Below are 21,245 nucleotides of genomic sequence, written 5' to 3'. Positions count from 1 at the left end.
TCCGGAGCCGGCGCGCGATCATGTGCGGCATGGTCAGCGCAGAAGCCTGCGGATGACGATGATGCCCGCGACCACGGCGACAGTGCCACCGACCAACGGGACGATCGTGCCGAGCTTGGGCGAGCCCGTCTCATCGATGAAGTGGGACTTGAGGTTGTAGACCCCGCGGCGCGCGATGTTGCGAGGGTTGGTCCGGTCGATCAGGGCATCGACGGTGTCCGCCAGTCGCTCGCGAATCTCATCGATCTCGTCAACCAGATCATCGGGTTTTGCCTTCGCCACGTCGTGCCTCGCTCACCTGGATCTGCGGAGGGCGCAGACCACTCGCCTGCACTCGTACGTCAGGATAGTGCCCATGACGACACGCTTGCAGCCCGGAGACACCGCACCCGATTTCACGCTCGTGAACGACGCCGGAAATCCGGTCACCCTCTCGGACCTGAAGGACCAGAAGGTCATCGTCTATTTCTATCCCGCTGCCATGACGCCGGGCTGCACCACCCAGGCGTGCGACTTCAGCGATTCGATCGATCGGCTGCAGGCTGAGGGTTACACCGTGCTCGGCATCTCCCCCGACAAGCCCGAGAAGCTCGCGACGTTCCGTGAGCGCGACGGACTGTCGATCACACTGCTGTCCGACCCGTCGAAGGAGACCCTCGAGCAGTGGGGGGCCTTCGGTGAGAAGAAGCTCTACGGCAAGGTCGTCCAGGGCGTCATCCGCTCGACGTTCGTGGTCGAGGACGGCTCGATCGTGCTGGCGCAGTACAACGTCAAGGCGACCGGTCACGTCGCCAAGCTCCGCAAGGACCTGGGCCTCGAGGCTTAGTCACCGCCCACGAGGGTCTCGCCTAATATCGAACCTAGGCCGGTGTGGTGGAACTGGTAGACACGCAGGATTTAGGATCCTGTGCTTTCGAGCGTGCAGGTTCAAGTCCTGTCACCGGCACCCGACAACGTCAAGGCACGGATGAGTGGCCGTGTGCCTGTCACCAGGGGACGGGGCCGTCCAGATCGACGAACGTCCCGGTCGGCCCGCCCTGTGGAATGAGTGTCAGGTCGACGACCGTCCGTGCCGCATCCGCGGCCGGTGTCGGCGCCGCAGCGCGGTTGTCGGGACCACCGAGGTCTGTCTGGACCCAACCCGGGCACACCGAGTTGACCCGGATCGGCGTGTCGCTCAAGGTCTTGGCCAAGGCGACCGTGAGGCCGTTGAGCGCCGCCTTGGAGGCTTGGTATGCCGGCAGGACCATGCCGGCATACGGCGAGGTCGGATCCATCTGGTCGGCCAGCGAGCCCATGCGGCTCGAGACATTGACGATGCGACCGGCCTTCGATGCCCTCAGCAGCGGAAGGAAGGCCTGTGACACCGCTGCCGCTCCGAACACGTTGGTGTCGAAGGTCGCACGGAACAACGCCAGGTCGAGCGGCTCCTCGGGTGCAGGGGCGGTTGCCTCGGGCAGGATGCCGGCATTGTTGACCAGGACGTCGAGTCGGCCGTGCTCGCGCTCAACCTGCTGGGCCGCAGCACGTCAAGGGCCAGCGGCCACGCGTTCAGGCCCTGATCACGCAGACGCGCGGCGGCCACCTCGGCCTTCGCCGCGTTCCGGGCACCGAGCAACACGGTTGCTCCGCCCTCGGCGAGAAGCCGGGCTGTGGCCAGGCCGAGACCGCGATTGGCCCCCGTCACGAGTGCAATGGTCGGGGATGCCTGCTGTGTGATCGTCATGCATCCATCGTGAATCGCGCGCTCGGCCAGCGCTGGCGCAATTCGGCCGTTCAGACGCGTCGGCGAGATGTCACGGAGCCAGCTTGGGCAGACCCTTCTTGATCGATGCGGTCAGGATCTTGCCGACAACAGGAGCCATCCCGGGCACCGGTGCGTCGAAGCCGATCGTGTAGTCCAAGGTCGTCCCGCCGTCGGCCGTGGGCGTCAGCTTCTGGACGCCCCAGTGGCCGCGAAGCGGCCCACCCTTGCTGATCTTGTACTCGATCAGGCTGTGCGGGTCGGCCCTGGTCGTGGTCTCTTGGAACGCCGGCAGCGGTCCGATCTTGAGGCTGCGCGTGGAGCCAGCCCCATTTCGGGACGTGTCTCCATCGCACACCCGCTTGATCTTGGCGCCGAAGACCGGTCCGAGGTTCTCGTGCTCGGAGAGCTTCTCGAACACCGTAGCGGGATCGGACGTGTAGGTGTGCGTGACGTGGACGCGCTGAGGTGAGGCCATGAGAGGTGAGTCTAGGGTGAATTCCCATGGAGCGGCAGAGCGCGGTCTCGAGGCGCGGATGAGCCGCTCAGATCTGCAGCAGCCGGTCAGCGCCGGGATCATCGCAGCCATCGTCGGCTACACCAGCGCATTCGCGGTGGTCCTCACTGGCCTGTCAGCTGTTGGCGCGACCCCCAGCCAGGCCGCGTCGGGCCTGCTCGCGCTCTGCGTGACCCAGGCGGTCGGCATGTTCTGGCTCAGCCGCCGCCACCGGATGCCGATCGTGCTCGTGTGGTCGACTCCCGGGGTCGCGCTCCTCGCCGGGATGGGTCCGGCCGACGGCGGCTGGTCCGCGGCGGTGGGCGCGTTCATCGTCACCGGTGTGGCGTACGTCCTCACGGGCCTGTGGCCTGCCCTCGGCCGGCTCATCGCCCGGATCCCGGCGCCGATCGCCCAGGCCATGCTGGCCGGCGCGATCCTCCAGCTCTGCCTCGCGCCGGTCGTCAGCGTGGTCGACAACCCCGGCGCAGTCGTGCCGATCGTGCTGGTGTGGCTGGTGGGTCTGCGGGTGTCGCCGCGCTGGGCGGTGCCGGCCGCGTTCGTCGCAGCGGGGATCGTGATCGGCGTCGGAATGATCCGCCGAGGCGAGGGCATCGCTTCGTCCTCATTGGTCCCCGAGCTGTCACTGACGGCGCCCTCCTGGACCTGGGAGGCCATCGTCGCGATCGCCCTGCCGCTCTACATCGTCACGATGGCGTCACAGAACGTGCCCGGCATCGCGATCATGAAGTCGCTCGGATATGACGTACCGTGGCGCGACTCGATCGTCACTGCCGGCGTCGCCACGATCGCCGGCGCGACCGCCGGCGGGCATTCGGTCAACCTCGCCGCCCTCAGCGCCGCTCTCGCAGCGGGCCCGGATGCCGGGCCTGACCCGACTCGCCGATGGATTGCTGCGCAGTCGGCGGGACTGACGTACGTCGTGCTGGCCGTGGGCTCTGCCGCCCTCGCGGCGCTCGTGGCGATCGCCCCGGCCGGGGTCATCGCGGCTGTGGCCGGCCTGGCGCTGCTCAGCACGCTCGCGGACTCGCTCGAGGGGTCGATGTCCCAGCGCAAGGGCCGGGAGGCGGCCATCGTGACATTCCTCGTCGCCGCGTCTGGCCTCACGCCGTACGGCATCGGCTCAGCCGCGTGGGCCATCGTCGCGGGGCTCGCGGTCCACGCCCTGATCGACTGGCATCCCAGGAGGGTTCGCTGACATGTTTCGCATCCTGTTCTTCGAGCCCCGCATAGCGGGCAACTCCGGCGCCGCGATCCGGCTCGCCGCAGTCACCGGTGCCGAGCTCCACCTCGTCGAACCCCTCGGTTTCGACCTCGAGGAGTCCAAGCTGCGACGTGCCGGGCTGGACTATCACGATCTCGCGGTCGTCACGGTCCACCCGGACCTCGACGCCGCCCTTGCGGCCCTCCATCCGTCTCGCGTCCTTGCGTTCACGGCATCCGGTGACGTGCTCTACACGGACGTCACCTATCAGCCAGGTGACGTCCTCATGTTCGGACCCGAGCCCACCGGGCTGCCCCCCGAGGTGCTCGCGGACTCTCGCGTGACCGCGCGCGTACGCCTCCCCATGCTGCCTGGCAGGCGATCGATGAATCTCGCCAACTCCGCCTCGGTCGCGGTCTTCGAGGCCTGGCGCCAGCAGGGTTTCGCGCTGCCGGACTGATCACCCGAACGGGGCGCTTCGGGGGCAACCAGGGACGGCTCGGTGATTTTCGGGCCCAGGCCTGGCGATTTGGTCCTTGCAGACAACAAATCCACCCTAGAGTTGCGTCCACGCCAAGGGAGAAAGCGCGGGATGACGATGTCCAGGACGACCATCCGCCGGTCGATCGTCGTTGCGCTGATCGCGGTGATGCTGACCGCTCCGTTCGTCGCCTGGCAGGGCGCCACAGGTGACGCGCGTGTCGCCGTATCGCGAATCGCGCCGGACGGGATCACCGTGGTCGGTGACTCCATCACGGCGCGCTACAACGACCGGCCCGGCGACGCCGAGCAGGGCTGGTGGAGCATGGCCGGCGATCATTTCCACGCCGAGGTCACGACACACGCGCAGTCCGGATCGGGTTACCTGCGATCCGGCGGCGTGTGTGCGGGCGACACCTTCATCGACCGGTCTGATGCGTATGCCGGACCGGCTCCGTCGATCCTCATCGTCGAGGGTGGCCGCAACGACTGGTCGATCTGCCGGGACGGTCGCCATTTCACCGCGACAGACGCCGAGATCGAGCACGCCGTCGACCGCTATCTCGACACCCTACGGACGTTCTTGCCCCAATCGACCCGGATCGTCGTGCTCGGGCCTCCCTGGGGACCGCTCGATCCGGGCAACGGAGCCCGCGTCACCGCGATCATCCAGGCACAGGCCAAGAACCATGGCATGCAGTTCATCAGCACCCACGGGGCGCTGACGGGCCAGCGGGTCATCGACGGCGTGCACCCCAACCGCAAAGGCAGCCTCGCGATCGCCCGGCGGGTCATCCGCGGGCTCGACAGCGGGCGCTAGCTGAGCGCAGCGACGATCGCCGGAGCGATCGCGGTCAACGCCTTGCCGCGGTGGCTGATGCGATCCTTCTCCCCCGCGGGGAGCTGTGCGGTCGAGACGTCGTAACCGTCAGCGACGAACAACGGGTCGTAGCCGAAGCCGCCCTCGCCCTGCTCGGCCCCCAGGAGCCGCCCGCTCATCTCGCCGAGCTCGACGACCTCTACGCCCTCGGTCGTACACAGTGCCACCGCACATCGGAACCGGGCCGTGCGGCGCTCTGCCGGCACGTCCGAGAGCTGACTCAGCAGCAGGGCGTTGTTGGCGGCGTCTCCCCCGGCGTCCTTGGCCACACCGGACCAGCGGGCCGACAGGACGCCGGGCATACCGTTGAGTGCGTCGACGCAGAGGCCCGAATCATCCGCGAGCGAGGGCAGCCCGGTGACTGCGAGGCACGCCCGGGCCTTGATCAGCGCATTGCCCTCGAAGGTCGGCTCGGTCTCGGCCGGTTCGTCGTAGGGTGCGACATCGGAGAGGCCCAGGACCTCGATTCCCGGGACGAGCGGCTCGAGGATGCGACGTAGCTCGGCGAGCTTCTTGGCGTTGTTGGAAGCCAGCACGACCTGCCTCACCTCGGGTCGGCTCATCGGGCGAGTGCGGCGTTCTGCAGACCGGTCAGGTCGACGCAGCCCTTGGCCGCGAGCTCGAGCAGCGCGTCGAGCTCGGCCTTGTCGAACGGCGCACCCTCGGCGGTGCCCTGTACCTCGATGAACTTGCCAGTGCCCGTCATCACGACGTTCATGTCCGTCTCGGCGCGGACGTCCTCGACGTACGGGAGGTCGAGCAGCGGGACGCCGTCGATGATGCCGACGCTGATCGCAGCGACCGACTCGACGAGCGGCTCGCCGGCCAGCGCACCCTTGGAACGCAGGTGCTCCACGGCGTCAGCCAGTGCGACATAGGCCCCCGTGATCGCGGCGGTACGGGTGCCACCGTCGGCCTGCAGCACATCGCAGTCGATCGTGATGGTGTTCTCGCCGAGCGCCTTGTAGTCGATCGCCGCGCGCAACGACCGCCCGACAAGGCGGGAGATCTCGTGCGTACGACCGCCGATGCGTCCCTTGACGGACTCGCGGGCGGACCGGTCGTGCGTGGCCTGGGGCAGCATCGCGTACTCGGCGGTGACCCAGCCGAGACCCGAGCCCTTGCGCCAGCGTGGCACGCCTTCACTCGCGCTCGCGGCGCACAACACCTTGGTCTTGCCGAACTCGATGAGGCACGACCCCTGCGCGTGGTCGAGCCAGTTGCGGGTGATGGTCACGGGTCGGAGCTGATCGGCACTGCGGCCATCTTCGCGGGTCATGCCGCGAGCCTACGGTGGACCGATCTTGCTGCGTTTGTGTGGTCCCTGCCACCGGAACGCAGCGACATCGGTCCTGAGTGCCGCGGGGTCAGAGCTGGTAGGTCGAGCCGGCCGTCACCAGCTCGTAGGGCCCGTCCCAGGTGCTCTTGACATCGGACTCGACCTCGGCGCGGTCCGTCCACGTGGGGATGTGCGTGACCAGGAGCCGCCCGACGCCTCCGCGAGTCGCGTAGGAGCCAGCCTCGGCGCCCGTGAGGTGCAGGTTCGGCGGGTTCTCGCCCGACTCGACGAACGACGCCTCGCACAGGAACAGATCGGCGCCCTCGACGAGGTCGGCGAGCGCATCGGTGGGACCGGTGTCACCGGAGTAGACCAACGAATGCGTCGCCGTGGCGATGCGCATCGCGAATGCGGGGACCGGGTGGTTGACCAGCGCGGCGGTGATGGCGAACGGCCCGAGCTGGACCGTGGCCCCGTCCTGCCAGGCCTTGAAGGCGAACTGCTCGCGCATGCCGCGATCCTCTTCGGCACCGTAGGCCCCGACGAGGAAGTCTCCTGCCCCCTCGGGCGCCAGGACCGGGATCTGGTCGAACGCGCCGTCCGGGTGATATCTGCTGACGACGTAGAGGCCCGACATGTCGAAGCAGTGATCCGCGTGCAGGTGGGACAGCGCCACCGCGTCGAGGTCGCGGATCGTGCTGTGCCGCTGCAACGGGCCGAACGCCCCGCTGCCGAGGTCGACCAGCAGCCGGTAGGTCCGGCCCTCGAACGGGGCCTCGACGACATAGCAGCTCGCGGGCGAGTCGGGACCTGCGAACGACCCGGCGCATCCGATCACGGTGAGCTTCACACCGTCACCCACGCGAATTGGTCGACCGTCTCGATCTCGGGGCCGAGGAACCGGCGGCCGAGCTCTCGGAACTTCTCGGGACGGCCCGTCGTCAAGAAGCGGTGGGTCGGTGCCGGCAGGGCCTGGTCGCGCTCGAGGCCTTCACGCATCAACAGGGCATACACGTCCTTGGCCGTCTCCTCCGCGCTCGAGACCAACGTGACGCCGTCGCCCATGACGTAGGACAGTACGCCGGTCAGCAGCGGGTAGTGCGTACAACCCAGCACAAGCGTGTCGACCCGCAGGTCGAGCAGCGGCTGGAGGTAGCCCTCGGCCGCAGCCAGCAGCTCGGGGCCGTTCGTGACGCCAGCCTCCACGAGATCGACGAACGCCGGGCAGGCCTGCGTGTGCAGCGTGATGCCGGGATTGGCCGCAAACGCATCGTCGTAGGCTCGTGACGTCGCGGTCGCCGCAGTGCAGATCACGCCGATCGTGCCGTTGCGGGTCGCGCTGACGGCGCGCCGGGTCGCCGGGACGATGACCTCGACGACCGGTACGTCATAACGCTCGCGGGCGTCGCGCAGGACCGCCGCGCTGGCCGAGTTGCATGCGATGACCAGCGCCTTGACGCCCTGAGCGACCAGGTGGTCGAGGCAGTCGAGGGCATATTCACGCACTTCGGAGATGGGCTTGGGGCCATACGGCTGCCGCGCGGTGTCGCCGAGATAGAGCACCGGCTCGTGCGGCAGCTGGTCCAGAACTGCGCGTGCGACGGTCAGACCTCCGAAGCCGGAGTCGAAGATGCCGACGGGCGCATTGCTCACAACCGAAAAGCCTACGTGTACAGGGGGTTACGGCAACCTAACGGGCCGCAGATCACGTGTGAGCCCGGTTGCAGTCCGACGGTATGTCGATGAGTCACAGCGGCAGCTTGGGCTGCGGCGGTGCGTGCGCCGGGTCGACGCCGTCGAACAGCGATGAGACCGACTCGCCGGCGTGGATCCGGGCGATCGCCTCGGCGAACAGCCCGGCCACCGAGCGCACCTGCAGCTCGGGCCAGTCGGCCGGCGGCGGCACGGTGTCGGTCGTGACGACTTCGGTGATTGCAGGGTGATTGCGCAGGCGCTCGACGGCCTTGCCGGTGAAGAGGCCGTGCGTGCAGGCAACCGAGGCCTCGACACATCCCTCCTCCTCCAGCTTGTTCATGAGCTCGATGATCGAGCCGCCGGTCGCGATCTCGTCGTCGAGGACGATCGCGGTCCGGCCGGCCACGTCGCCGACGATCGCGTCGATCACGACCTTGTCGTCGGCCTGGCGCTGCTTGCTGCCGGCCGCGACCGGCACGCCGAGCAGGCGGGCGAACAGCGATGCGGTCTTGGCGTTGCCCAGATCCGGAGAGACCACGACGGTGTTGCTGAGATCGCGGTTGCGGTAGTAGTCGGCGAGCTCACCGATCGCGGTCAGATGGTCCACCGGGACGCTGAAGAAACCGTGCACCTGTGGAGCGTGGAGCGTCATCGTGACGACCCGGTCGGCGCCCGCGGTCGTCAGCATGTCGGCGACGAGTCGGCCCCCGATCGAGATGCGGGAGGCATCCTTCTTGTCCGAGCGGGCATACGCGTAGTGCGGGATGACCGCAGTGACCGAGGACGCGCTGGCGCCCCGGGCCGCGTCGATCATGAGCAGGAGCTCCATCAGGTGGTCCTGCGTCGGTGGCACCAGCGGCTGGATGATGTAGACATCCTTGCGGCGGCAATTGGCCAGGAGCTGGACCTGCAGGCAGTCGTTGCTGAACCTGATGGTGTCCGACGCCGAGATCGGCTGGCCGAGCTCGGAGCAGATCTTCTCGGCGAGGGGGCGGTGGGCCGTCCCGGAGAAGACCACGATCTGACTCACGGGACGAGGCTAGCCGAGAGATCCCTGCGGCGATACGTGTTGCGGCAGAAGTTGGCGCCAGCTGATGGCGATCAGGCCCAGAGCTGCCCGTCGAGCCGGTCCTCAGCCTCGTCGAGGGTGCCCTCGTAGGCCCCGGTCGAGAGGTACTTCCATCCTCCGTCGCACACCACGAAGACGATGTCCGCCGACTCGCCGGCCTTGACACACTTCGCGGCCTGCGCCAGCGCCGCGTGCAGGATCGCGCCGGTCGAGATGCCGGCAAAGATGCCCTCGGTCGCGATGAGCTCACGGACCCGGCGCACGGCGTCGCGGGGGCCGACCGAGAATCGCGAGTCGATCATCGAGGCGTCGTAGAGCTCCGGGATGAAGCCTTCGTCGAGGTTGCGCAGGCCGTAGACCAGCTCGCCGTAGCGCGGCTCGGCGGCCACGATGCGCACGTCCGGCTTGTGCTCGCGGAAGTAGCGGCCTGCGCCCATCAGGGTCCCGGTGGTGCCGAGCCCGGCGACGAAGTGCGTGATCTCCGGCAGATCGGCGAGGATCTCGGGCGCAGTGCCCTCGTAGTGCGCGTCGGCATTGGCCGGGTTGCCGTACTGATAGAGCATGACCCAGTCGGGATTCTCGCCAGCAATGCGCTTGGCAACCCGCACCGCCTCGTTGGAGCCGCCCGCCGCGGGTGAGGGGATGATCCGGGCGCCCCACATCGAGAGCAGCTGGGTGCGCTCGATCGAGGTGTTCTCCGGCATGACGCACACGAGCGGATAGCCGCGTTGGCTGGCGACCATCGCGAGCGATATCCCGGTGTTGCCGCTGGTCGGCTCAAGGATCGTCGCGCCTGGCTGGAGCAGACCCTCCTTCTCGGCACGCAGGATCATGCCGAGCGCCGCGCGATCCTTGATCGACCCGGTCGGGTTCTGGTCCTCGAGCTTGGCCCACAGGCGTACGTCCGGGGTCGGCGAGAGCGCCGGGAGCCCGACGAGCGGGGTGCCGCCGACGGAGTCGATCAGGGAGTCGAAGCGCATGTCAGCGTGCGCCGCCGGCCACAGCCGGCAGGATCACCACGGTGTCACCGTCAGCGACCGCGGTGTCGAGGCCGCCGGTGAACCGGATGTCCTCGTCATTGACATAGATGTTGACGAACCGGCGCGCCTCACCGTTGTCGAGCAGGCGGTCCTTGATGCCCGCATGATCGGCCTCGAGCTTGTCGATCAGCTCGGTCACGGTGGCACCGCTGCCCTCCACGGCGCGCTCACCGCCGGTGTAGGTGCGCAGGATGGTGGGGATGCGGACCTCGATGGCCATCAGTGATCTGCCTTCTCTTGGGTTGCTGCTACGTCTGTATAAGCCTCGACGACGCGAACTTCTTCCTCAGTGACCTCACCGTTTACGATCCGGTAGGACCGGAAGTCGACCGGGCCGCCCAGATCGGCGCCTTCGCGGGTCGAGACGAGGACGTAGTGGGCACCGGGCTCCCCGGCGAGATCGATGTCGGTGCGCGAGGGATAGGCCTCGGTCGAGGTGTGGGAGTGGTAGACCACGACGGGCTCCTCGTCGCGGTCGTCCATGTCACGGTAGAGCTTGAGCAGGTCGCCGGAATCGAACTCGTAGAACGTCGGTGACATCGCTGCGTTGAGCATCGGGATGAAGCGTGCGGGCAGGTCGGAGCCGATCGGCCCGGCGACGATGCCGCAGGCCTCGTCCGGGTGGTCCTCCCGCGCGTGCGCGATGATCGCGTCATGCGTGGCCTGGTCGATGGTCAGCACCCGCTGAGTTTATCCGGCCAACGCCCGGCTTCGCAGTCTCGGCCGTCCGCTGAGACAGCGGTCGATCGCCATGGACGCTGCCGGGCCGCGCTCGACTGAAAAGCACGATCGTGCTATACATGTCGTATGTCCAAAGGCCAGGAAACCCGCGAGGCGATCTTGACCGAGGCGACGACGCTTGCCGCGAAGGTCGGCCTGACCGGCATGACGATCGGACAGCTGGCCGCGCATACAGGGATGTCGAAGAGTGGCCTCTATGCCCACTTCGCGTCCAAGGAAGCCCTGCAGATCCAGATCCTGCGACACACCCGGGAACGCTTCGTCGACCGCGTGATTCGGCCGGCACTCAGTGCCCCCCGCGGGATCGCCCGTCTACGTACACTCTTCGACGGCTGGCTCGCCTGGTCCGAGGCGTTCGAGGACGGCGGGTGCCTGTTCGTCGCGGCGTGCAGCGAGCTCGACGACCGACCCGGCCCGGTCCGCGACGCGCTGGTCCGCGATGAGCTCGACTGGCTCGAGTTGATCGCCACGGTCACCGCCGCGGCCGTCAGCGAAGGGCAGCTCCGCGCCGACACCGACGTGCATCAGGTGGCCTATGAGCTTCACGCCCTGACCCTTGCCCACCAGCACGCCTCACGCATGCTCCAAGATCCGCGTGCCCCCGAGCGCGTGCATCGCGCGTTCGACTCAATCATCGCCCGCACTTCCGCCTGACCATCACAGAAGGATCGATCATGACCATTTCATCCTCCCAAAAAAGCACGACCGTTCGTATGTCTCGAACCGCCACCCGCTTCCTTTTCCGCGGCTTGGAGCTGGCCGCGCCCGCGCTCGGCGCGCGCTGGGCGGACCGGTTGTGGTTCACCCTGCCGAAGATCCCCCCAGGCGTGGTCCCACCGGGTGGGTCACCCTTCGCGGTGACCTTCGGACCCGCCACGGTTCGGGGCCACCACTGGGGTTCTGGACCGGTCGTCTATCTGGTCCACGGCTGGGGTGGCAATGCCGCGCAGCTCGCCCCATTGGTCTTCCCGCTCGTCGCGTCAGGGTTCACCGTGGTTGCGCATGACGCACCGAGCCACGGCGACTCCGACCCGGGGGCGCACGGTCCCACGATCAGTCACGCCGTCGAGATGGGCCAGGCGCTCGATTCAGTCGCGGCCCTGCACGGCCCGGCGCACGCTGTGGTCGCCCACTCCGTGGGCGGGCCCGCCACGGGACTCGCGCTGCAACACGGATGGCTGGGCACGGATCGCCTGGTTCTCATCGCCCCGATGGTGCGCCTGGCCGACCATCTTCCCGTCCTCCAAACAGCGCTCGGCTTCGGACCCCGCACCCTCTCGCGCATCAAGCGCCTGGCCAAGGCCCGCGTCGGAATGGACGTGGAGGATGTGGACCTCCTGCGGATCGCCGCGGCGATCGAACCTCCCGAGCTGCTGGTCATCCACGACCGCGGCGATCGTGAGGCTCCGTATGCCAGGGCGCACCAGCTCGTCGAACACTGGCCGGGTGCCCGCCTGTCCACGACGCAGGGCCTAGGTCACCGCCGGCTGCTGCGGACGAGGCCGTGCTCCGTGAGGTCGTCGCGTTCCTGCTCGCAGGGCAGCTCAGCGACCTCGAGCAGACCGCGTGACCCATCTGCGGACCTGCCCGAACCCGTCACACGTGGCCGGGCGGCCCGGTCATCACGACCGCGCTCTGCCTTGCGAGAGTCAACCCAAGGCAGCGACCAAGGTCTCCTGCACGTAGCCGAGCCAGTCGTAGATGTCGGACATCGCCGCGATCGCCTCGTCCTCGGACTGCGCGACCAGCAGCGCGTCGTCGTCGTCCTCGATCCCGAGGCGCACCGCGAGGGACAGACGTACGTCCGTCAGCGCGCGCAGCCAGGCCTGGACCTCGTCCTCGTCCAGCTCGACCTCGACGGGCACCTCGTCAGGCGCCGCACCGAAGGTCAGACCGCCGTCGACCAGCGAGCCGATCAACGCCTCGGCGTTGTGCACCTTGGCCGAAGTCAGCGAGCGTTCGGTGAACCGGCGGAACTCGGCGGCGTCCTCTTCGTCGTCCTGATAGGCGTCGGGCAACAGCCGTCGAAGCACCGGATCCTCCGGTGGGAGCGAGGGGCCGCCCATGCCGAGCTGCGCGGCCAGCGGGTCCGCAGTCGACTCCTCTGCGCCATTGCGGTCGCGCAACAGCTCGACGACCTGTCCTGACAGGCTTGCGAGGAGGTGGGCCTCGCCGGACTCGAAGGTCGCGGTGATGCCGCCACGGCGTCGCTTCTTGAACGGCTTCACAGCTCACTCGATGGTTGCGTCAGCACTAGGCATCCTGCCTCTCGAGGGTGGCCCACAGGCCATACTCGTGCATGGCCTGCACATGCCGCTCCATCTGCTCGCGGCTGCCGCTGGAGACCACGGCCTTCCCCTCCTGGTGGACCGCGAGCATCAGCTCGTGGGCCTTCTCGTCGGTGTAGCCGAAGTAGTTGCGGAACACATAGGCAACGTAGGACATCAGGTTGACCGGGTCGTTCCACACGATCGTGACCCACGGATCCTCGAGCTCCACAACGCTTTCGACGTCGGGCTCAGCGATCTCGACGGGGGCCGGGGTGCTCACCTGCCCATTGTGGCGCAGGCAGCAGTCGGGACGAAACCGGGACGCGGCGGTCCGGTCAGGCAGTTGGTGCGATGGCTGCGGCCACCGCACCGGCGATGACGCCGGCCAGGGCGGGGCGGGCCACCGACCGGACCAGCAAGGTCAGGCGTGAGGGCAGGATGACCTCGGACATGTGCATGACCATGCCAGTGGCCGCACAACTCCCGCCCAGCACGCGATGAACTGCCGGTGACGGCTGCTGGAAGAGTGGCCGCGGCTGCGGGCGGTCGGGTTGTCCTCGGCGCTGGATAGCCTGAGTGGCTCAATAGCCTGAGTGGCTGGATAGCCTGAGTTCATGGGCACCGATCACCTCACCCTTCCCGTCGATCCGACTTCCCGCGAGCGACTCCGCACCGACAACCTGCGGCTTGACCTGGTGGACACCGCCGACCCCGATGCCTACGCCGCTTGGGCGCGCGCGGAGTCTCGCGGATTCCACAGCAGCGTCGAGACCGACGAAGCCATCGAGCAGAGACGGAGCTATGTCGGTGGCCGCCGCCTGACGGGGGTCTGGGACGGCACCGTCGCGGAGCCATTCGCCCCGGTCGCCACCAGCGAGGCGTGGCCCACTGAGATCACGGTGCCCGGCCGGCGATCGGTCTCAGCGTGGGCCATCAGCGGAGTCACCGTGGCGCCCACCCATCGGCGCCACGGCCTCGCCCGCGCGCTTCTGGAGGCCGAGCTGCGCACCGCCCATGAGCTGGGCCTGCCGATCGCGGCCCTGACGGTGTCCGAATCGACGATCTACGGGCGGTTCGGCTTCGGACCGGCGGCACTGGCCCGAGACCTCACGATCGACACCCGTCGTGCCGCGTGGACCGGACCGGTGTCGACCGGACGAGTGCACTTCGTCTCCACCGACCAGCTGCGCGACGAAGGGCTCGCCCTGGTCGAGCGGGTGCGCCTCGCCACCCCCGGACAGATGTCCTACGACGGGATCTTGTGGGATCGCCAGCTCGGACTGATGGTCGGCGACGAGGACGCCAAGAAGCTGCGCCTGGTGCGTTGCGACGACTCCGCTGGCGACCTGCAGGGGTTCGCGGTCTTCAAGCTGACCGAGAACCCTGCCGATTTCACCCAGTATCGGCTGGACTTGCTGCACCTCGTGACCGCGACCGACGATGCCTACGCCGCACTGTGGCGCTTCGTCCTCGAGATGGATCTGGTGTCCGAGGTCGTTGCGCACCTGCGCCCCGTCGACGAGCCAGTGCGGTGGATGGTCTCGGATTTCCGCTCCGTCAAGGTCGCCGAGCTGGACCATCTGTGGCTCCGCGTGCTGGACGTGCCCGCCGCACTGCAGGCCCGCACGTTCGCCGCGCCGGGACGCGTGGTGCTGGAGGTCACCGATCCCCTCGGCTTCGCCGAGGGCACGTGGTCGCTCGAGGTCGATGAGAGCGGTGCGGCCGCGGTCTCGGTGACCGAGGATCCACCCGATGTGCGCATGACGGCCCAGGAGCTCGGCGCGATCTACCTCGGCGGGGTGTCCCCTGCGACGCTCACTGCAGCGGGGCGCCTCACCGGCGATGCCACGCGGCTCGAGGCGATGTTCCGGTCGCCGGTTGCAGCCTGGCTCAGCATCTGGTTCTAGAGCAGCTCCTTCGCGAGCAGCTCGAGGGTCTGTTCGCGTCCCGGAGCCGTACGCGGATCGGTCCCCCGCCGGGCCGATGCGACCGGGTTGACCATGACCTCGTCGACGCCGAACTCCGCTGCCAGGTCACGGATCTGGGTCGCCGCCTGGTCGGGCGTCCCCACGACGGCCTGCCTCCTGCCCGCCTCGATGAGCCCGGTGGTCTGCGGATGCAGCGGCAGCGCCTCGGCGTCCTCGACCAGCTCGACCGCCGTGAGCGGCTGGCCGGTCCGCAGCTTGGCCATCAGGTGCAGGTTGGGCAGCAACAGCGCTTCTGCCTCCTGCTCGGTCTCGGCCACCGAGGCGTTGACCGTGAGGAAGGTGACCGGCTCGGATGCCGCTTCGCTCGGCTGGAACTCCGACCGATAGGCCTCGAGGGCCTCCGCAGTGCCACGCCCGGCGAAGTGGTGCGCAAAAACATACGGGAGGCCTTTGGCTGCCGCGAGGTGCGCGGAGTACATCGAGGAGCCGAGGAGCCACATGCGCGGCTCGCTCGTCGCAGCAGGGGTGGCCTTGAGGACGTAGTTCTGGCGCGGCACCGCGACGCGGACACCGCCTGCACCCATCAGCGCGACGACGTCGTCCAGATATTGCGGGAAGTTCTCGATGTCCGTGTCGTCACGACCCGCCGCTCCCCGGAGTGCCATCGACGTGACGGGATCCGAGCCGGGTGCGCGGCCGATACCCAGATCGATGCGACCCGGCGAGGCGGCCTCGAGCAGCGCGAACTGCTCCGCGACGGCCAGCGGTGCGTGATTGGGCAGCATGACGCCACCCGAGCCGAGCCGGATCCGCTCGGTGTGGGCGCCCAGGATGCCGATCAGTACCGGGGGCGAGGTCGCCGCGACAGCCGGCATGTTGTGATGCTCGGCAACCCAGTAGCGAGTGAAACCAAGGCGGTCGGCGACCTGGGCCAACGACACCGTGGCGGCGAGGGCGTCACCGGTCGACTGGTCGGTGCGTACGGGGACGAGGTCCAGAACGGAAAGTCTCACACGGGTTGCAACGCGCACTCCGCACCGATGCTTCCCGGCCGTGGCTCAGGCCGTGGGCGACTCCTGCGTGATCTCGGGCATCGTCGCAGGGAAGGTGCCGAGCCGCTCGACCATGAACCCACCCGGATAGGTCCGGATCCGGTTGAGATCCGTGGCAAACCTGGGTGTGCGCCGAGGCGGCATGAATCGCTCGATCCGGCCCCGCAGCCTGAGCCCACCGCGGGCCAGCGCGACGACGAGGCGCGGCGGCCGCTTGAACTCGAAGGCAGCCAGCAGCCGATCGTCCATCAGCGCCCGACTGAAGACCTCGACCGGCCTGGCCAGGATGCGCGGATAGAACGAGATGAGCAGCTCCAGTGTCGCCTCGGCCACCGCTCGGGTCTTGGGGTCAGGGGTGAAGTGCTCGATCTCGTAGGCGTCCATCAACGCCTCGAATCCCGCGAAGTCCTCGGGAAGATCCTTGATGCCCATCAGCTCGCCGAGGCGCTGGTAGTAGCGGAGCCCGGCGGCGATCTCGATCTCGCTGGAGTCACGCCAGCCGTAGTCGCGGAGCCAACGCTGTGGCACGACGACGAAGGTCGCCAAGACGTAGCGCATGTCTTCGTTCGAGATGTCGTAGCTGCCGTGCATCTGGTTCATTCGGCGAACTGCGGCGCGCCCGTCCCTGGACTCGATGCCGGCGGACAGCACAGTCTCCAGCACCAGCGCGGTGTCGTCGTGGCGCTTCTGGGTGCGTTCGACGAATTCGCCGGTGTCGAACAGAAGCCGCCCGATCGACGGCACCGCGTATGTCCGGAAGAGCGCGAAGCTCAGGGCCTGCTGGTAGTCCCACGGGAACTCGTGGTAGACCGCCAGCCGGGAAATCTCCTCGAACTGGGTCTCCGGATCGAGCTCGGCGATCTTGCGCTGCCAATGGTCTCGTCGCATCCGCCGACCATACCGTGACAGCATCGCTGTCACAATGATTCTGAGGCCAGGGCCTAGAGGGTTTGGCCCAGGAAGTCGACGATGTCGTCGAGGGCCTGTCGGGCGACCGGCACCACACCCGGCAGGCTCAAGAAACCGTGCAGCGCCCCGTCGTACTCGACGTAGCGGACCGGAACTCCGTCAGCTACCAGCGCGTCACGGTAGTAGGCACCGTTGTCGAGCAACGGGTCCAGCTCTGCGGTCAGGATGAAGGTCTTGGGCAGCCCGGCGTGCGAGGTCGCGCGGATCGGCGAGGCGCGGAAGTCCTCGTCGCCGTAGCGCAACCCCATGTAGAGCCGGGCGAAGGCCCGCATGTTCTTCGACGTCAGCACGGGCGCTTCGGCGTGACGGTCCTCCGATGGCCAGCGGTCGTACATCTCGGTGCCGGGATAGATCAGCACCTGGGCGCGGAGCTCGGGATCGCCGGCGTCCCGCGCCAGCAGGGCCACGACCGCCGCGAGATTGCCCCCTGCGCTGTCACCCATCACCGCGATGCGCTGGGGATCGATGCCCAGGTCGTCGGCATGTGCGACGACCCACCGCAGCGTGTCCCAGCAACCCTCGACGCCCGAGGGGAAGGGATGCTCCGGCGCGAGCCGGTATGCCGGTGAGATCACGACGGCGTTGTTGCGCATCGCGACCCGGCTCGCCAACCAGCCGGACTGCTCGGGGTTGCCCTGCACCCAGCCGCCCCCGTGGAAGTTGAGGACGCACGGCAATGGACTGATGGCGCCTCGTGGACGGTGGACCACCGCCCGGCTCCCGTCGCCGACCACGATCTGCTCGGTGGTCGCACCCGTGTCGATGCGACCGAAGACGAACCGCCCGATCAGCGACTGCTGCAGTGCGGCCCGCTTCGCACGGTGGTCTTCGAGGTCGACGACGTCCTCGATGCCCTTCTCGCTCAGCCGCAGGAGGGCCGCGAAGACCCGCGTGCGCGGGGCCATGGAGGAGGTCACGGCGCGAGCGTAGCCGTTCGTGGTCCAACGGCCCCCGGTTGACCCATGACCCCCGAGGAGATCGGACTAACCCGAGGCCTTGAGCGCCCACGCGCGCAAGGCGTCGATGCGCTCCTGCAGCTGGGCCGATGATGCCTGCGTGGCAGCGGGCCCGCCGCACTGATGGCGCAGCCTGTTGTGCGTGACGCCGTGGGGCGCGCCTGTGCGATGGTGCCACGCTCCGACCAAGGCGTGCAGCTCGCGCCGCAGCTCACTGCGCCGCTCGAATGCCACATCGGCCTCGGGTCGCGCAACCGCTCCCCCGGCCTTGGCCCGCTTGGCGCGCGAGGTCCTCAGCAGCTCCGCGACCTGGTCATGGTCCAGCAGACCCGGTATGCCGAGGAAGTCGAGCTCACCGTCATCGTCCGACAAGGAGTCGTAGCCGAACTCGCCGCCGTCATAGACCAACCGGTCGAACGAGGCGTCGCTGCCGAGCGCACGGTATTCGCCCAGCTGGTCCGAGGCGCCCTGGTCCTCGTTGGCCTTGGCGATCAGCTCTGCCTCGGCCGCGAACAGGTCCGCCTCGTCCTTGACGGGACGGCCGATGACGTGATCGCGCTGAGCCTCGAGATCGGCCGCGAGCGCGAGCAGCGCCGGGACGCTCGGGACGAAGATCGACGCGGTCTCACCTTTGCGGCGGGCGCGGACGAATCGGCCGACCGCCTGCGCGAAGTAGAGCGGCGTCGCGGTCGTCGTGGCGTAGACACCGACCGACAGGCGCGGGATGTCGACGCCCTCGCTGACCATGCGGACCGCAACCATCCATGGCGTCATGCCGGCCGAGAAGTCGGCGATGCGCGCGCTCGACCCGGTCTCGTCGGACAGCACGATGGTCGGCTGCGCACCCGTGATGTCCGCCAGCACCGCGGCATACTGACGCGCGGTGTCCTGATCGCTGGCGATCACGAGGCCGCCGGCGTCCGGCACGTCGCGCCTGACCTCCATCAGCCGGGTGTGCGCGGCCGTCAGGACCTCGGGAATCCACGAACCGTGAGGGTCCAGGGCGGTGCGGAGGGCCTGCGCCGTCGCGGCTCGGTCCAGCGGCTCACCGAGCCGCGCGGCCACCTCGTCACCGGCGCGAGTGCGCCAGTGCATCTGCCCCGAGTACGCCATGAACAGCACCGGGCGCACGACCCGGTCCCTGAGCGCGTGGCCATAGCCGTAGGAGAAGTCGGCGACGCTCGTCATGGTCCCGTCAACCTGCGGGGCATACGTCACGAACGGGATCGGGTTGTCGTCGGACCGAAATGGCGTGCCGGTCAGGGCGAGCCGCCGAACGGCCGGCTCGCAGGCCTCCTGCACTGCGTCACCCCACGACAGCGCGTCGGCCGCGTGGTGGACCTCGTCGAGGATCACCATCGTCGACCGGTGCTCGATGCGCGCGCGATAGGCGTTGGGATTGACCGCGAGTCCCGCATAGGTCACGGCGAAGCCCTGGAAGTCCGATCCGAGCACGCCCTGCCCGGCGAGTGCGGGGTCGAGGGTGATGCCGATCCCGGAGGCGGCCAGCGCCCATTGCGTCTTGAGGTGGTCGGTCGGCGTGACGATGACGACTCGCTCGACGACGCCCCGGGCCAACAGGTCCGCCGCAATCGTCAGGGCGAAGGTGGTCTTGCCGGCTCCCGGCGTGGCAACCGTGAGGAAGTCGCGCGGCTGAGCGCGCTGGTAGAGCTCGAGTGCCTCACGTTGCCAGACCCGGAGGTGCTGGCTACGCGTCACCCGAGGGGTCCCCCTCGTCGTCGCTGAGGCTTTCCCAGATGTCCTTGCACTCAGGGCACAGCGGGAATCGCTCGGGATCGCGGCTGGGGATCCACACCTTGCCGCACAGTGCGATCACGGGAAGTCCCATGATCATCGCCTCGGTCAGATCGTCCTTGGGGACGTAGTGCGAGAACTTCTCGTGGTCACCGTCTTCGGTGCGCAGGTCAGTACGCTCGTCGACAACCGTCTCTGCACCTCGCCCGAAGAAAGCCACACCCAGAGTCTAACGACTCGCGCTCAGTTGGCGGAGGGGTCGTCGGGGAATGTCGTCCAGAACCTGACATCGCTGTCCTGGCGCCTGAGCACCTCGCGCCACAGGGTCTCCGGCTGCGGTGAGATCAGGTCGGTGTCGAGAGCGTCCACGACGAGCCAGGCACCCTCCTCGAGCTCGGCCTCGAGCTGATCGGCACCCCAGCCCGCATAGCCGGCAAACACACGCAGTCCGGCGAACTCGCCATTGCCGGGCAACGGTCCCTCGAGGTCGACGAGCCCCACCCGCCCGGACATCTGTCGCCAGCCGAGCGGGGGTGCGACATCGGCTATGACGCCGAGCGCCAGCGCGGAGTCCATCGCGACGGGCCCGCCGTCGAACAGGCAGACCGGGGCGTTGACGAGACCGGCCCAGTCCGGCAGGACGTCGTCGACCTCGGAATCGAGTGGTCGGTTGACGATGACGCCGAGCGCACCGTCCGCGTCGTGGTCGAGCACGAAGACGACGCTGCGCAGGAACGGGCCCGACTCGATGGCCGGGGTGGCCACCAGCAACCTGCCTCGCAGCGTGTCCATGCATCCATGATGCCTCCTGCATCCACACGGGGCGCGGATTGCCGAGACCCCTATGATTCGTGCATGTCAGAGGACGCCCCCACCGGCGACGAGTACACCGTCGACGAGCTCGCCGCTCGAGCTCAGATGACGGTCCGCAATGTTCGCGCCTACGCGAGTCGCGGTCTCATCGAGGCACCCCGGCTCGCTGGGCGTACGGGCTTCTACAACCGGGAGCACCTCCAGCGCCTTCAGCTGATCCGCCAGCTGCTGGAGCGCGGGTTCACCCTCGCGGCGATCGAGAAGGCGGTCCTGCACGCTCCGCACAATGCGGCGGGCCACGCCCTCGACCTCATCACGATCCTCGACCAGCCGGACACGTCGGAGCCGGAGATCATGTCGCGCGACGATCTCGCCGCTCTCGCCGGCGTGCACCGCGACGACACCCTGATCGAGTCGCTCGTCGGGCTCGGACTCGTCGAAAAGCTCGACAGCGACCGCGTGCGTCTGGTCGAACCGGCGGTCGTGCGCGCCGGAGCCGCGGCCGTGACCCTCGGCCTGGCTCCCGAGACCGTGATCGCGGTCTTTCCACTCCTACGGTCACACCTGCGCACGATCGCGGACGTCTTCGTTCGCGAGGTGGTCAAGGAGGTCGTCCAGCCGTTCGTCGACGCGGGCTTCCCCGAAGAGGATTGGCCGCGAGTCATCAGCGTCGTGGAGAGCCTCCTGCCCATCGCGAGTCAGGTGACGCTCGGCATCTTCCGGAGCGAGTTCCGCGACGCGATCGACGTCGAGGTAGGCGAGCAGATCACCGGCATCGCCGGGGCGTGAGCCCGCCGGACATGAGATAACCCCGCCCGGCGCCGAGGGAGGGAGGGAGAGGCGCCAGACGGGG

General features: G+C 68.3%; 26 protein-coding genes, 1 tRNA gene and 1 pseudogene. 8 read left to right on the top strand and 20 right to left on the bottom strand.

What is annotated here, in order from left to right; translation table 11 throughout:
* Nucleotides 1-33 precede the first annotated feature (33 nt).
* Nucleotides 34-282 carry a DUF3618 domain-containing protein gene (locus WKF39_RS04685; protein ID WP_340386065.1) on the bottom strand — a complete coding sequence of 83 codons (249 nt, stop codon included), beginning with the start codon at nucleotides 280-282 and terminating at the stop codon, nucleotides 34-36.
* Nucleotides 283-355: 73 nt separating this feature from the next.
* Between WKF39_RS04685 and bcp the strand changes: the two genes are divergently transcribed.
* Nucleotides 356-826 (top strand): thioredoxin-dependent thiol peroxidase, encoded by a 471-nt coding sequence (gene bcp, locus WKF39_RS04680; RefSeq protein ID WP_340386064.1) that lies wholly within the window; start codon nucleotides 356-358, stop codon nucleotides 824-826.
* A 38-nt stretch (nucleotides 827-864) separates the two neighbouring features.
* Nucleotides 865-946, top strand: a tRNA-Leu gene (locus WKF39_RS04675).
* A gap of 40 nt (nucleotides 947-986) precedes the next feature.
* On the opposite strand, the pseudogene WKF39_RS04670 reads toward WKF39_RS04675, so the two are convergent.
* Both WKF39_RS04670 and WKF39_RS04665 read right to left on the bottom strand, forming a co-directional pair.
* Nucleotides 987-1,726 (bottom strand): annotated as a pseudogene (locus WKF39_RS04670) (SDR family NAD(P)-dependent oxidoreductase).
* 70 nt (nucleotides 1,727-1,796) lie between these two features.
* The gene (locus WKF39_RS04665; RefSeq protein WP_340386063.1) at nucleotides 1,797-2,222 is read right to left on the bottom strand and encodes an SRPBCC family protein; all 426 of its coding nucleotides are present in this window, start codon (nucleotides 2,220-2,222) and stop codon (nucleotides 1,797-1,799) included.
* 16 nt (nucleotides 2,223-2,238) lie between these two features.
* Between WKF39_RS04665 and WKF39_RS04660 the strand changes: the two genes are divergently transcribed.
* The 3 genes from WKF39_RS04660 to WKF39_RS04650 all read left to right on the top strand — a co-directional run bounded on the left by WKF39_RS04660 (nucleotide 2,239) and on the right by WKF39_RS04650 (nucleotide 4,765).
* On the top strand, nucleotides 2,239-3,459 hold the full coding sequence (locus WKF39_RS04660; protein WP_340386062.1) for a benzoate/H(+) symporter BenE family transporter: 1,221 nt from the start codon (nucleotides 2,239-2,241) through the stop codon (nucleotides 3,457-3,459).
* 1 nt (nucleotide 3,460) lies between these two features.
* Nucleotides 3,461-3,925, top strand: a complete 465-nt coding sequence (locus tag WKF39_RS04655; protein ID WP_340386061.1) for a tRNA (cytidine(34)-2'-O)-methyltransferase — start codon at nucleotides 3,461-3,463, stop codon at nucleotides 3,923-3,925.
* A 132-nt stretch (nucleotides 3,926-4,057) separates the two neighbouring features.
* Complete coding sequence (locus WKF39_RS04650) at nucleotides 4,058-4,765, top strand: SGNH/GDSL hydrolase family protein (RefSeq protein ID WP_340386060.1); 708 nt, start codon at nucleotides 4,058-4,060, stop codon at nucleotides 4,763-4,765.
* On the opposite strand, the gene WKF39_RS04645 is transcribed toward WKF39_RS04650, so the two are convergent.
* From WKF39_RS04645 to WKF39_RS04610, 8 genes are all read right to left on the bottom strand, one after another.
* The gene (locus WKF39_RS04645; protein ID WP_340386059.1) at nucleotides 4,762-5,388 is read right to left on the bottom strand and encodes a non-canonical purine NTP pyrophosphatase; all 627 of its coding nucleotides are present in this window, start codon (nucleotides 5,386-5,388) and stop codon (nucleotides 4,762-4,764) included. The genes WKF39_RS04650 and WKF39_RS04645 overlap by 4 nt on opposite strands.
* Entirely contained in the window at nucleotides 5,385-6,104 is a 720-nt protein-coding gene (rph, locus tag WKF39_RS04640) for a ribonuclease PH (protein WP_340386058.1), read from the bottom strand. The genes WKF39_RS04645 and rph overlap by 4 nt, the downstream gene beginning before the upstream one ends.
* Nucleotides 6,105-6,192: 88 nt before the next feature.
* Nucleotides 6,193-6,954, bottom strand: a complete 762-nt coding sequence (locus WKF39_RS04635) for an MBL fold metallo-hydrolase (RefSeq protein WP_340386057.1) — start codon at nucleotides 6,952-6,954, stop codon at nucleotides 6,193-6,195.
* On the bottom strand, nucleotides 6,951-7,757 hold the full coding sequence (gene murI / locus WKF39_RS04630) for a glutamate racemase (protein ID WP_340386056.1): 807 nt from the start codon (nucleotides 7,755-7,757) through the stop codon (nucleotides 6,951-6,953). Before murI ends, WKF39_RS04635 begins: the two co-directional genes overlap by 4 nt.
* Before the next feature lie 94 nt (nucleotides 7,758-7,851).
* On the bottom strand, nucleotides 7,852-8,829 hold the full coding sequence (locus WKF39_RS04625; RefSeq protein ID WP_340386055.1) for a ribose-phosphate pyrophosphokinase: 978 nt from the start codon (nucleotides 8,827-8,829) through the stop codon (nucleotides 7,852-7,854).
* A 71-nt stretch (nucleotides 8,830-8,900) separates the two neighbouring features.
* Nucleotides 8,901-9,848 carry a cysteine synthase gene (locus WKF39_RS04620; RefSeq protein ID WP_340386054.1) on the bottom strand — a complete coding sequence of 316 codons (948 nt, stop codon included), beginning with the start codon at nucleotides 9,846-9,848 and terminating at the stop codon, nucleotides 8,901-8,903.
* 1 nt (nucleotide 9,849) lies between these two features.
* A complete protein-coding gene (locus tag WKF39_RS04615) occupies nucleotides 9,850-10,128 on the bottom strand; it encodes a MoaD family protein (protein ID WP_340386053.1) in 279 nt (92 codons plus the stop codon).
* Complete coding sequence (locus WKF39_RS04610; protein WP_340386052.1) at nucleotides 10,128-10,589, bottom strand: M67 family metallopeptidase; 462 nt, start codon at nucleotides 10,587-10,589, stop codon at nucleotides 10,128-10,130. Before WKF39_RS04610 ends, WKF39_RS04615 begins: the two co-directional genes overlap by 1 nt.
* 126 nt (nucleotides 10,590-10,715) lie before the next feature.
* On the opposite strand from WKF39_RS04610, the gene WKF39_RS04605 reads away from it, so the two are divergent.
* The gene (locus WKF39_RS04605; RefSeq protein ID WP_340386051.1) at nucleotides 10,716-11,303 is read left to right on the top strand and encodes a TetR/AcrR family transcriptional regulator; all 588 of its coding nucleotides are present in this window, start codon (nucleotides 10,716-10,718) and stop codon (nucleotides 11,301-11,303) included.
* 434 nt (nucleotides 11,304-11,737) lie between these two features.
* Here the strand turns inward: WKF39_RS04605 and WKF39_RS04600 are convergent, their stop codons facing one another.
* From WKF39_RS04600 to clpS, 3 genes are all read right to left on the bottom strand, one after another.
* On the bottom strand, nucleotides 11,738-12,088 hold the full coding sequence (locus tag WKF39_RS04600; protein ID WP_340386050.1) for a hypothetical protein: 351 nt from the start codon (nucleotides 12,086-12,088) through the stop codon (nucleotides 11,738-11,740).
* A gap of 210 nt (nucleotides 12,089-12,298) precedes the next feature.
* Complete coding sequence (locus tag WKF39_RS04595) at nucleotides 12,299-12,877, bottom strand: DUF2017 domain-containing protein (RefSeq protein ID WP_340386049.1); 579 nt, start codon at nucleotides 12,875-12,877, stop codon at nucleotides 12,299-12,301.
* A gap of 25 nt (nucleotides 12,878-12,902) precedes the next feature.
* Nucleotides 12,903-13,199 carry an ATP-dependent Clp protease adapter ClpS gene (clpS, locus tag WKF39_RS04590; protein ID WP_340386048.1) on the bottom strand — a complete coding sequence of 99 codons (297 nt, stop codon included), beginning with the start codon at nucleotides 13,197-13,199 and terminating at the stop codon, nucleotides 12,903-12,905.
* A gap of 334 nt (nucleotides 13,200-13,533) precedes the next feature.
* On the opposite strand from clpS, the gene WKF39_RS04585 reads away from it, so the two are divergent.
* Nucleotides 13,534-14,826 (top strand): GNAT family N-acetyltransferase, encoded by a 1,293-nt coding sequence (locus WKF39_RS04585; RefSeq protein ID WP_340386047.1) that lies wholly within the window; start codon nucleotides 13,534-13,536, stop codon nucleotides 14,824-14,826.
* Here WKF39_RS04585 and WKF39_RS04580 read toward each other — a convergent pair.
* From WKF39_RS04580 to WKF39_RS04555, 6 genes are all read right to left on the bottom strand, one after another.
* Nucleotides 14,823-15,860 (bottom strand): LLM class flavin-dependent oxidoreductase, encoded by a 1,038-nt coding sequence (locus WKF39_RS04580; protein WP_340386046.1) that lies wholly within the window; start codon nucleotides 15,858-15,860, stop codon nucleotides 14,823-14,825. The genes WKF39_RS04585 and WKF39_RS04580 overlap by 4 nt on opposite strands.
* A 45-nt stretch (nucleotides 15,861-15,905) precedes the next feature.
* Nucleotides 15,906-16,787 carry an oxygenase MpaB family protein gene (locus WKF39_RS04575; RefSeq protein ID WP_340386045.1) on the bottom strand — a complete coding sequence of 294 codons (882 nt, stop codon included), beginning with the start codon at nucleotides 16,785-16,787 and terminating at the stop codon, nucleotides 15,906-15,908.
* 53 nt (nucleotides 16,788-16,840) lie between these two features.
* Nucleotides 16,841-17,785 carry an alpha/beta hydrolase gene (locus tag WKF39_RS04570; RefSeq protein WP_340386044.1) on the bottom strand — a complete coding sequence of 315 codons (945 nt, stop codon included), beginning with the start codon at nucleotides 17,783-17,785 and terminating at the stop codon, nucleotides 16,841-16,843.
* A 66-nt stretch (nucleotides 17,786-17,851) separates the two neighbouring features.
* Nucleotides 17,852-19,543 (bottom strand): DEAD/DEAH box helicase, encoded by a 1,692-nt coding sequence (locus WKF39_RS04565; RefSeq protein WP_340386043.1) that lies wholly within the window; start codon nucleotides 19,541-19,543, stop codon nucleotides 17,852-17,854.
* The gene (locus WKF39_RS04560) at nucleotides 19,533-19,799 is read right to left on the bottom strand and encodes a DUF3039 domain-containing protein (RefSeq protein ID WP_340386042.1); all 267 of its coding nucleotides are present in this window, start codon (nucleotides 19,797-19,799) and stop codon (nucleotides 19,533-19,535) included. Before WKF39_RS04560 ends, WKF39_RS04565 begins: the two co-directional genes overlap by 11 nt.
* A 23-nt stretch (nucleotides 19,800-19,822) precedes the next feature.
* Complete coding sequence (locus WKF39_RS04555; protein WP_340386041.1) at nucleotides 19,823-20,371, bottom strand: YqgE/AlgH family protein; 549 nt, start codon at nucleotides 20,369-20,371, stop codon at nucleotides 19,823-19,825.
* Nucleotides 20,372-20,434: 63 nt separating this feature from the next.
* Here WKF39_RS04555 and WKF39_RS04550 point away from each other — a divergent pair, with 63 nt between their 5' ends.
* Entirely contained in the window at nucleotides 20,435-21,181 is a 747-nt protein-coding gene (locus WKF39_RS04550) for a MerR family transcriptional regulator (RefSeq protein ID WP_340386040.1), read from the top strand.
* Nucleotides 21,182-21,245: the final 64 nt, after the last annotated feature.

It is taken from the genome of Aeromicrobium sp. (genome assembly GCF_037719875.1).
Lineage (GTDB): Bacteria > Actinomycetota > Actinomycetes > Propionibacteriales > Nocardioidaceae > Aeromicrobium.
Note: the sequence above shows the minus strand (reverse complement) of the source record. Positions and strands in the feature narration are given on the sequence as shown.

Coding starts and splice junctions, on each gene's coding strand:
- WKF39_RS04615 (WP_340386053.1), bottom strand. CDS start 10,128: ATGGCCATCGAGGTCCGCATCCCCACCATCCTGCGCACCTACACCGGC.
- WKF39_RS04665 (WP_340386063.1), bottom strand. CDS start 2,222: ATGGCCTCACCTCAGCGCGTCCACGTCACGCACACCTACACGTCCGAT.
- WKF39_RS04620 (WP_340386054.1), bottom strand. CDS start 9,848: ATGCGCTTCGACTCCCTGATCGACTCCGTCGGCGGCACCCCGCTCGTC.
- bcp (WP_340386064.1), top strand. CDS start 356: ATGACGACACGCTTGCAGCCCGGAGACACCGCACCCGATTTCACGCTC.
- WKF39_RS04650 (WP_340386060.1), top strand. CDS start 4,058: ATGACGATGTCCAGGACGACCATCCGCCGGTCGATCGTCGTTGCGCTG.
- rph (WP_340386058.1), bottom strand. CDS start 6,104: ATGACCCGCGAAGATGGCCGCAGTGCCGATCAGCTCCGACCCGTGACC.
- WKF39_RS04645 (WP_340386059.1), bottom strand. CDS start 5,388: ATGAGCCGACCCGAGGTGAGGCAGGTCGTGCTGGCTTCCAACAACGCC.
- WKF39_RS04605 (WP_340386051.1), top strand. CDS start 10,716: ATGTCCAAAGGCCAGGAAACCCGCGAGGCGATCTTGACCGAGGCGACG.
- WKF39_RS04655 (WP_340386061.1), top strand. CDS start 3,461: ATGTTTCGCATCCTGTTCTTCGAGCCCCGCATAGCGGGCAACTCCGGC.
- WKF39_RS04585 (WP_340386047.1), top strand. CDS start 13,534: ATGGGCACCGATCACCTCACCCTTCCCGTCGATCCGACTTCCCGCGAG.
- WKF39_RS04550 (WP_340386040.1), top strand. CDS start 20,435: ATGTCAGAGGACGCCCCCACCGGCGACGAGTACACCGTCGACGAGCTC.
- WKF39_RS04575 (WP_340386045.1), bottom strand. CDS start 16,787: ATGCGACGAGACCATTGGCAGCGCAAGATCGCCGAGCTCGATCCGGAG.
- WKF39_RS04555 (WP_340386041.1), bottom strand. CDS start 20,371: ATGGACACGCTGCGAGGCAGGTTGCTGGTGGCCACCCCGGCCATCGAG.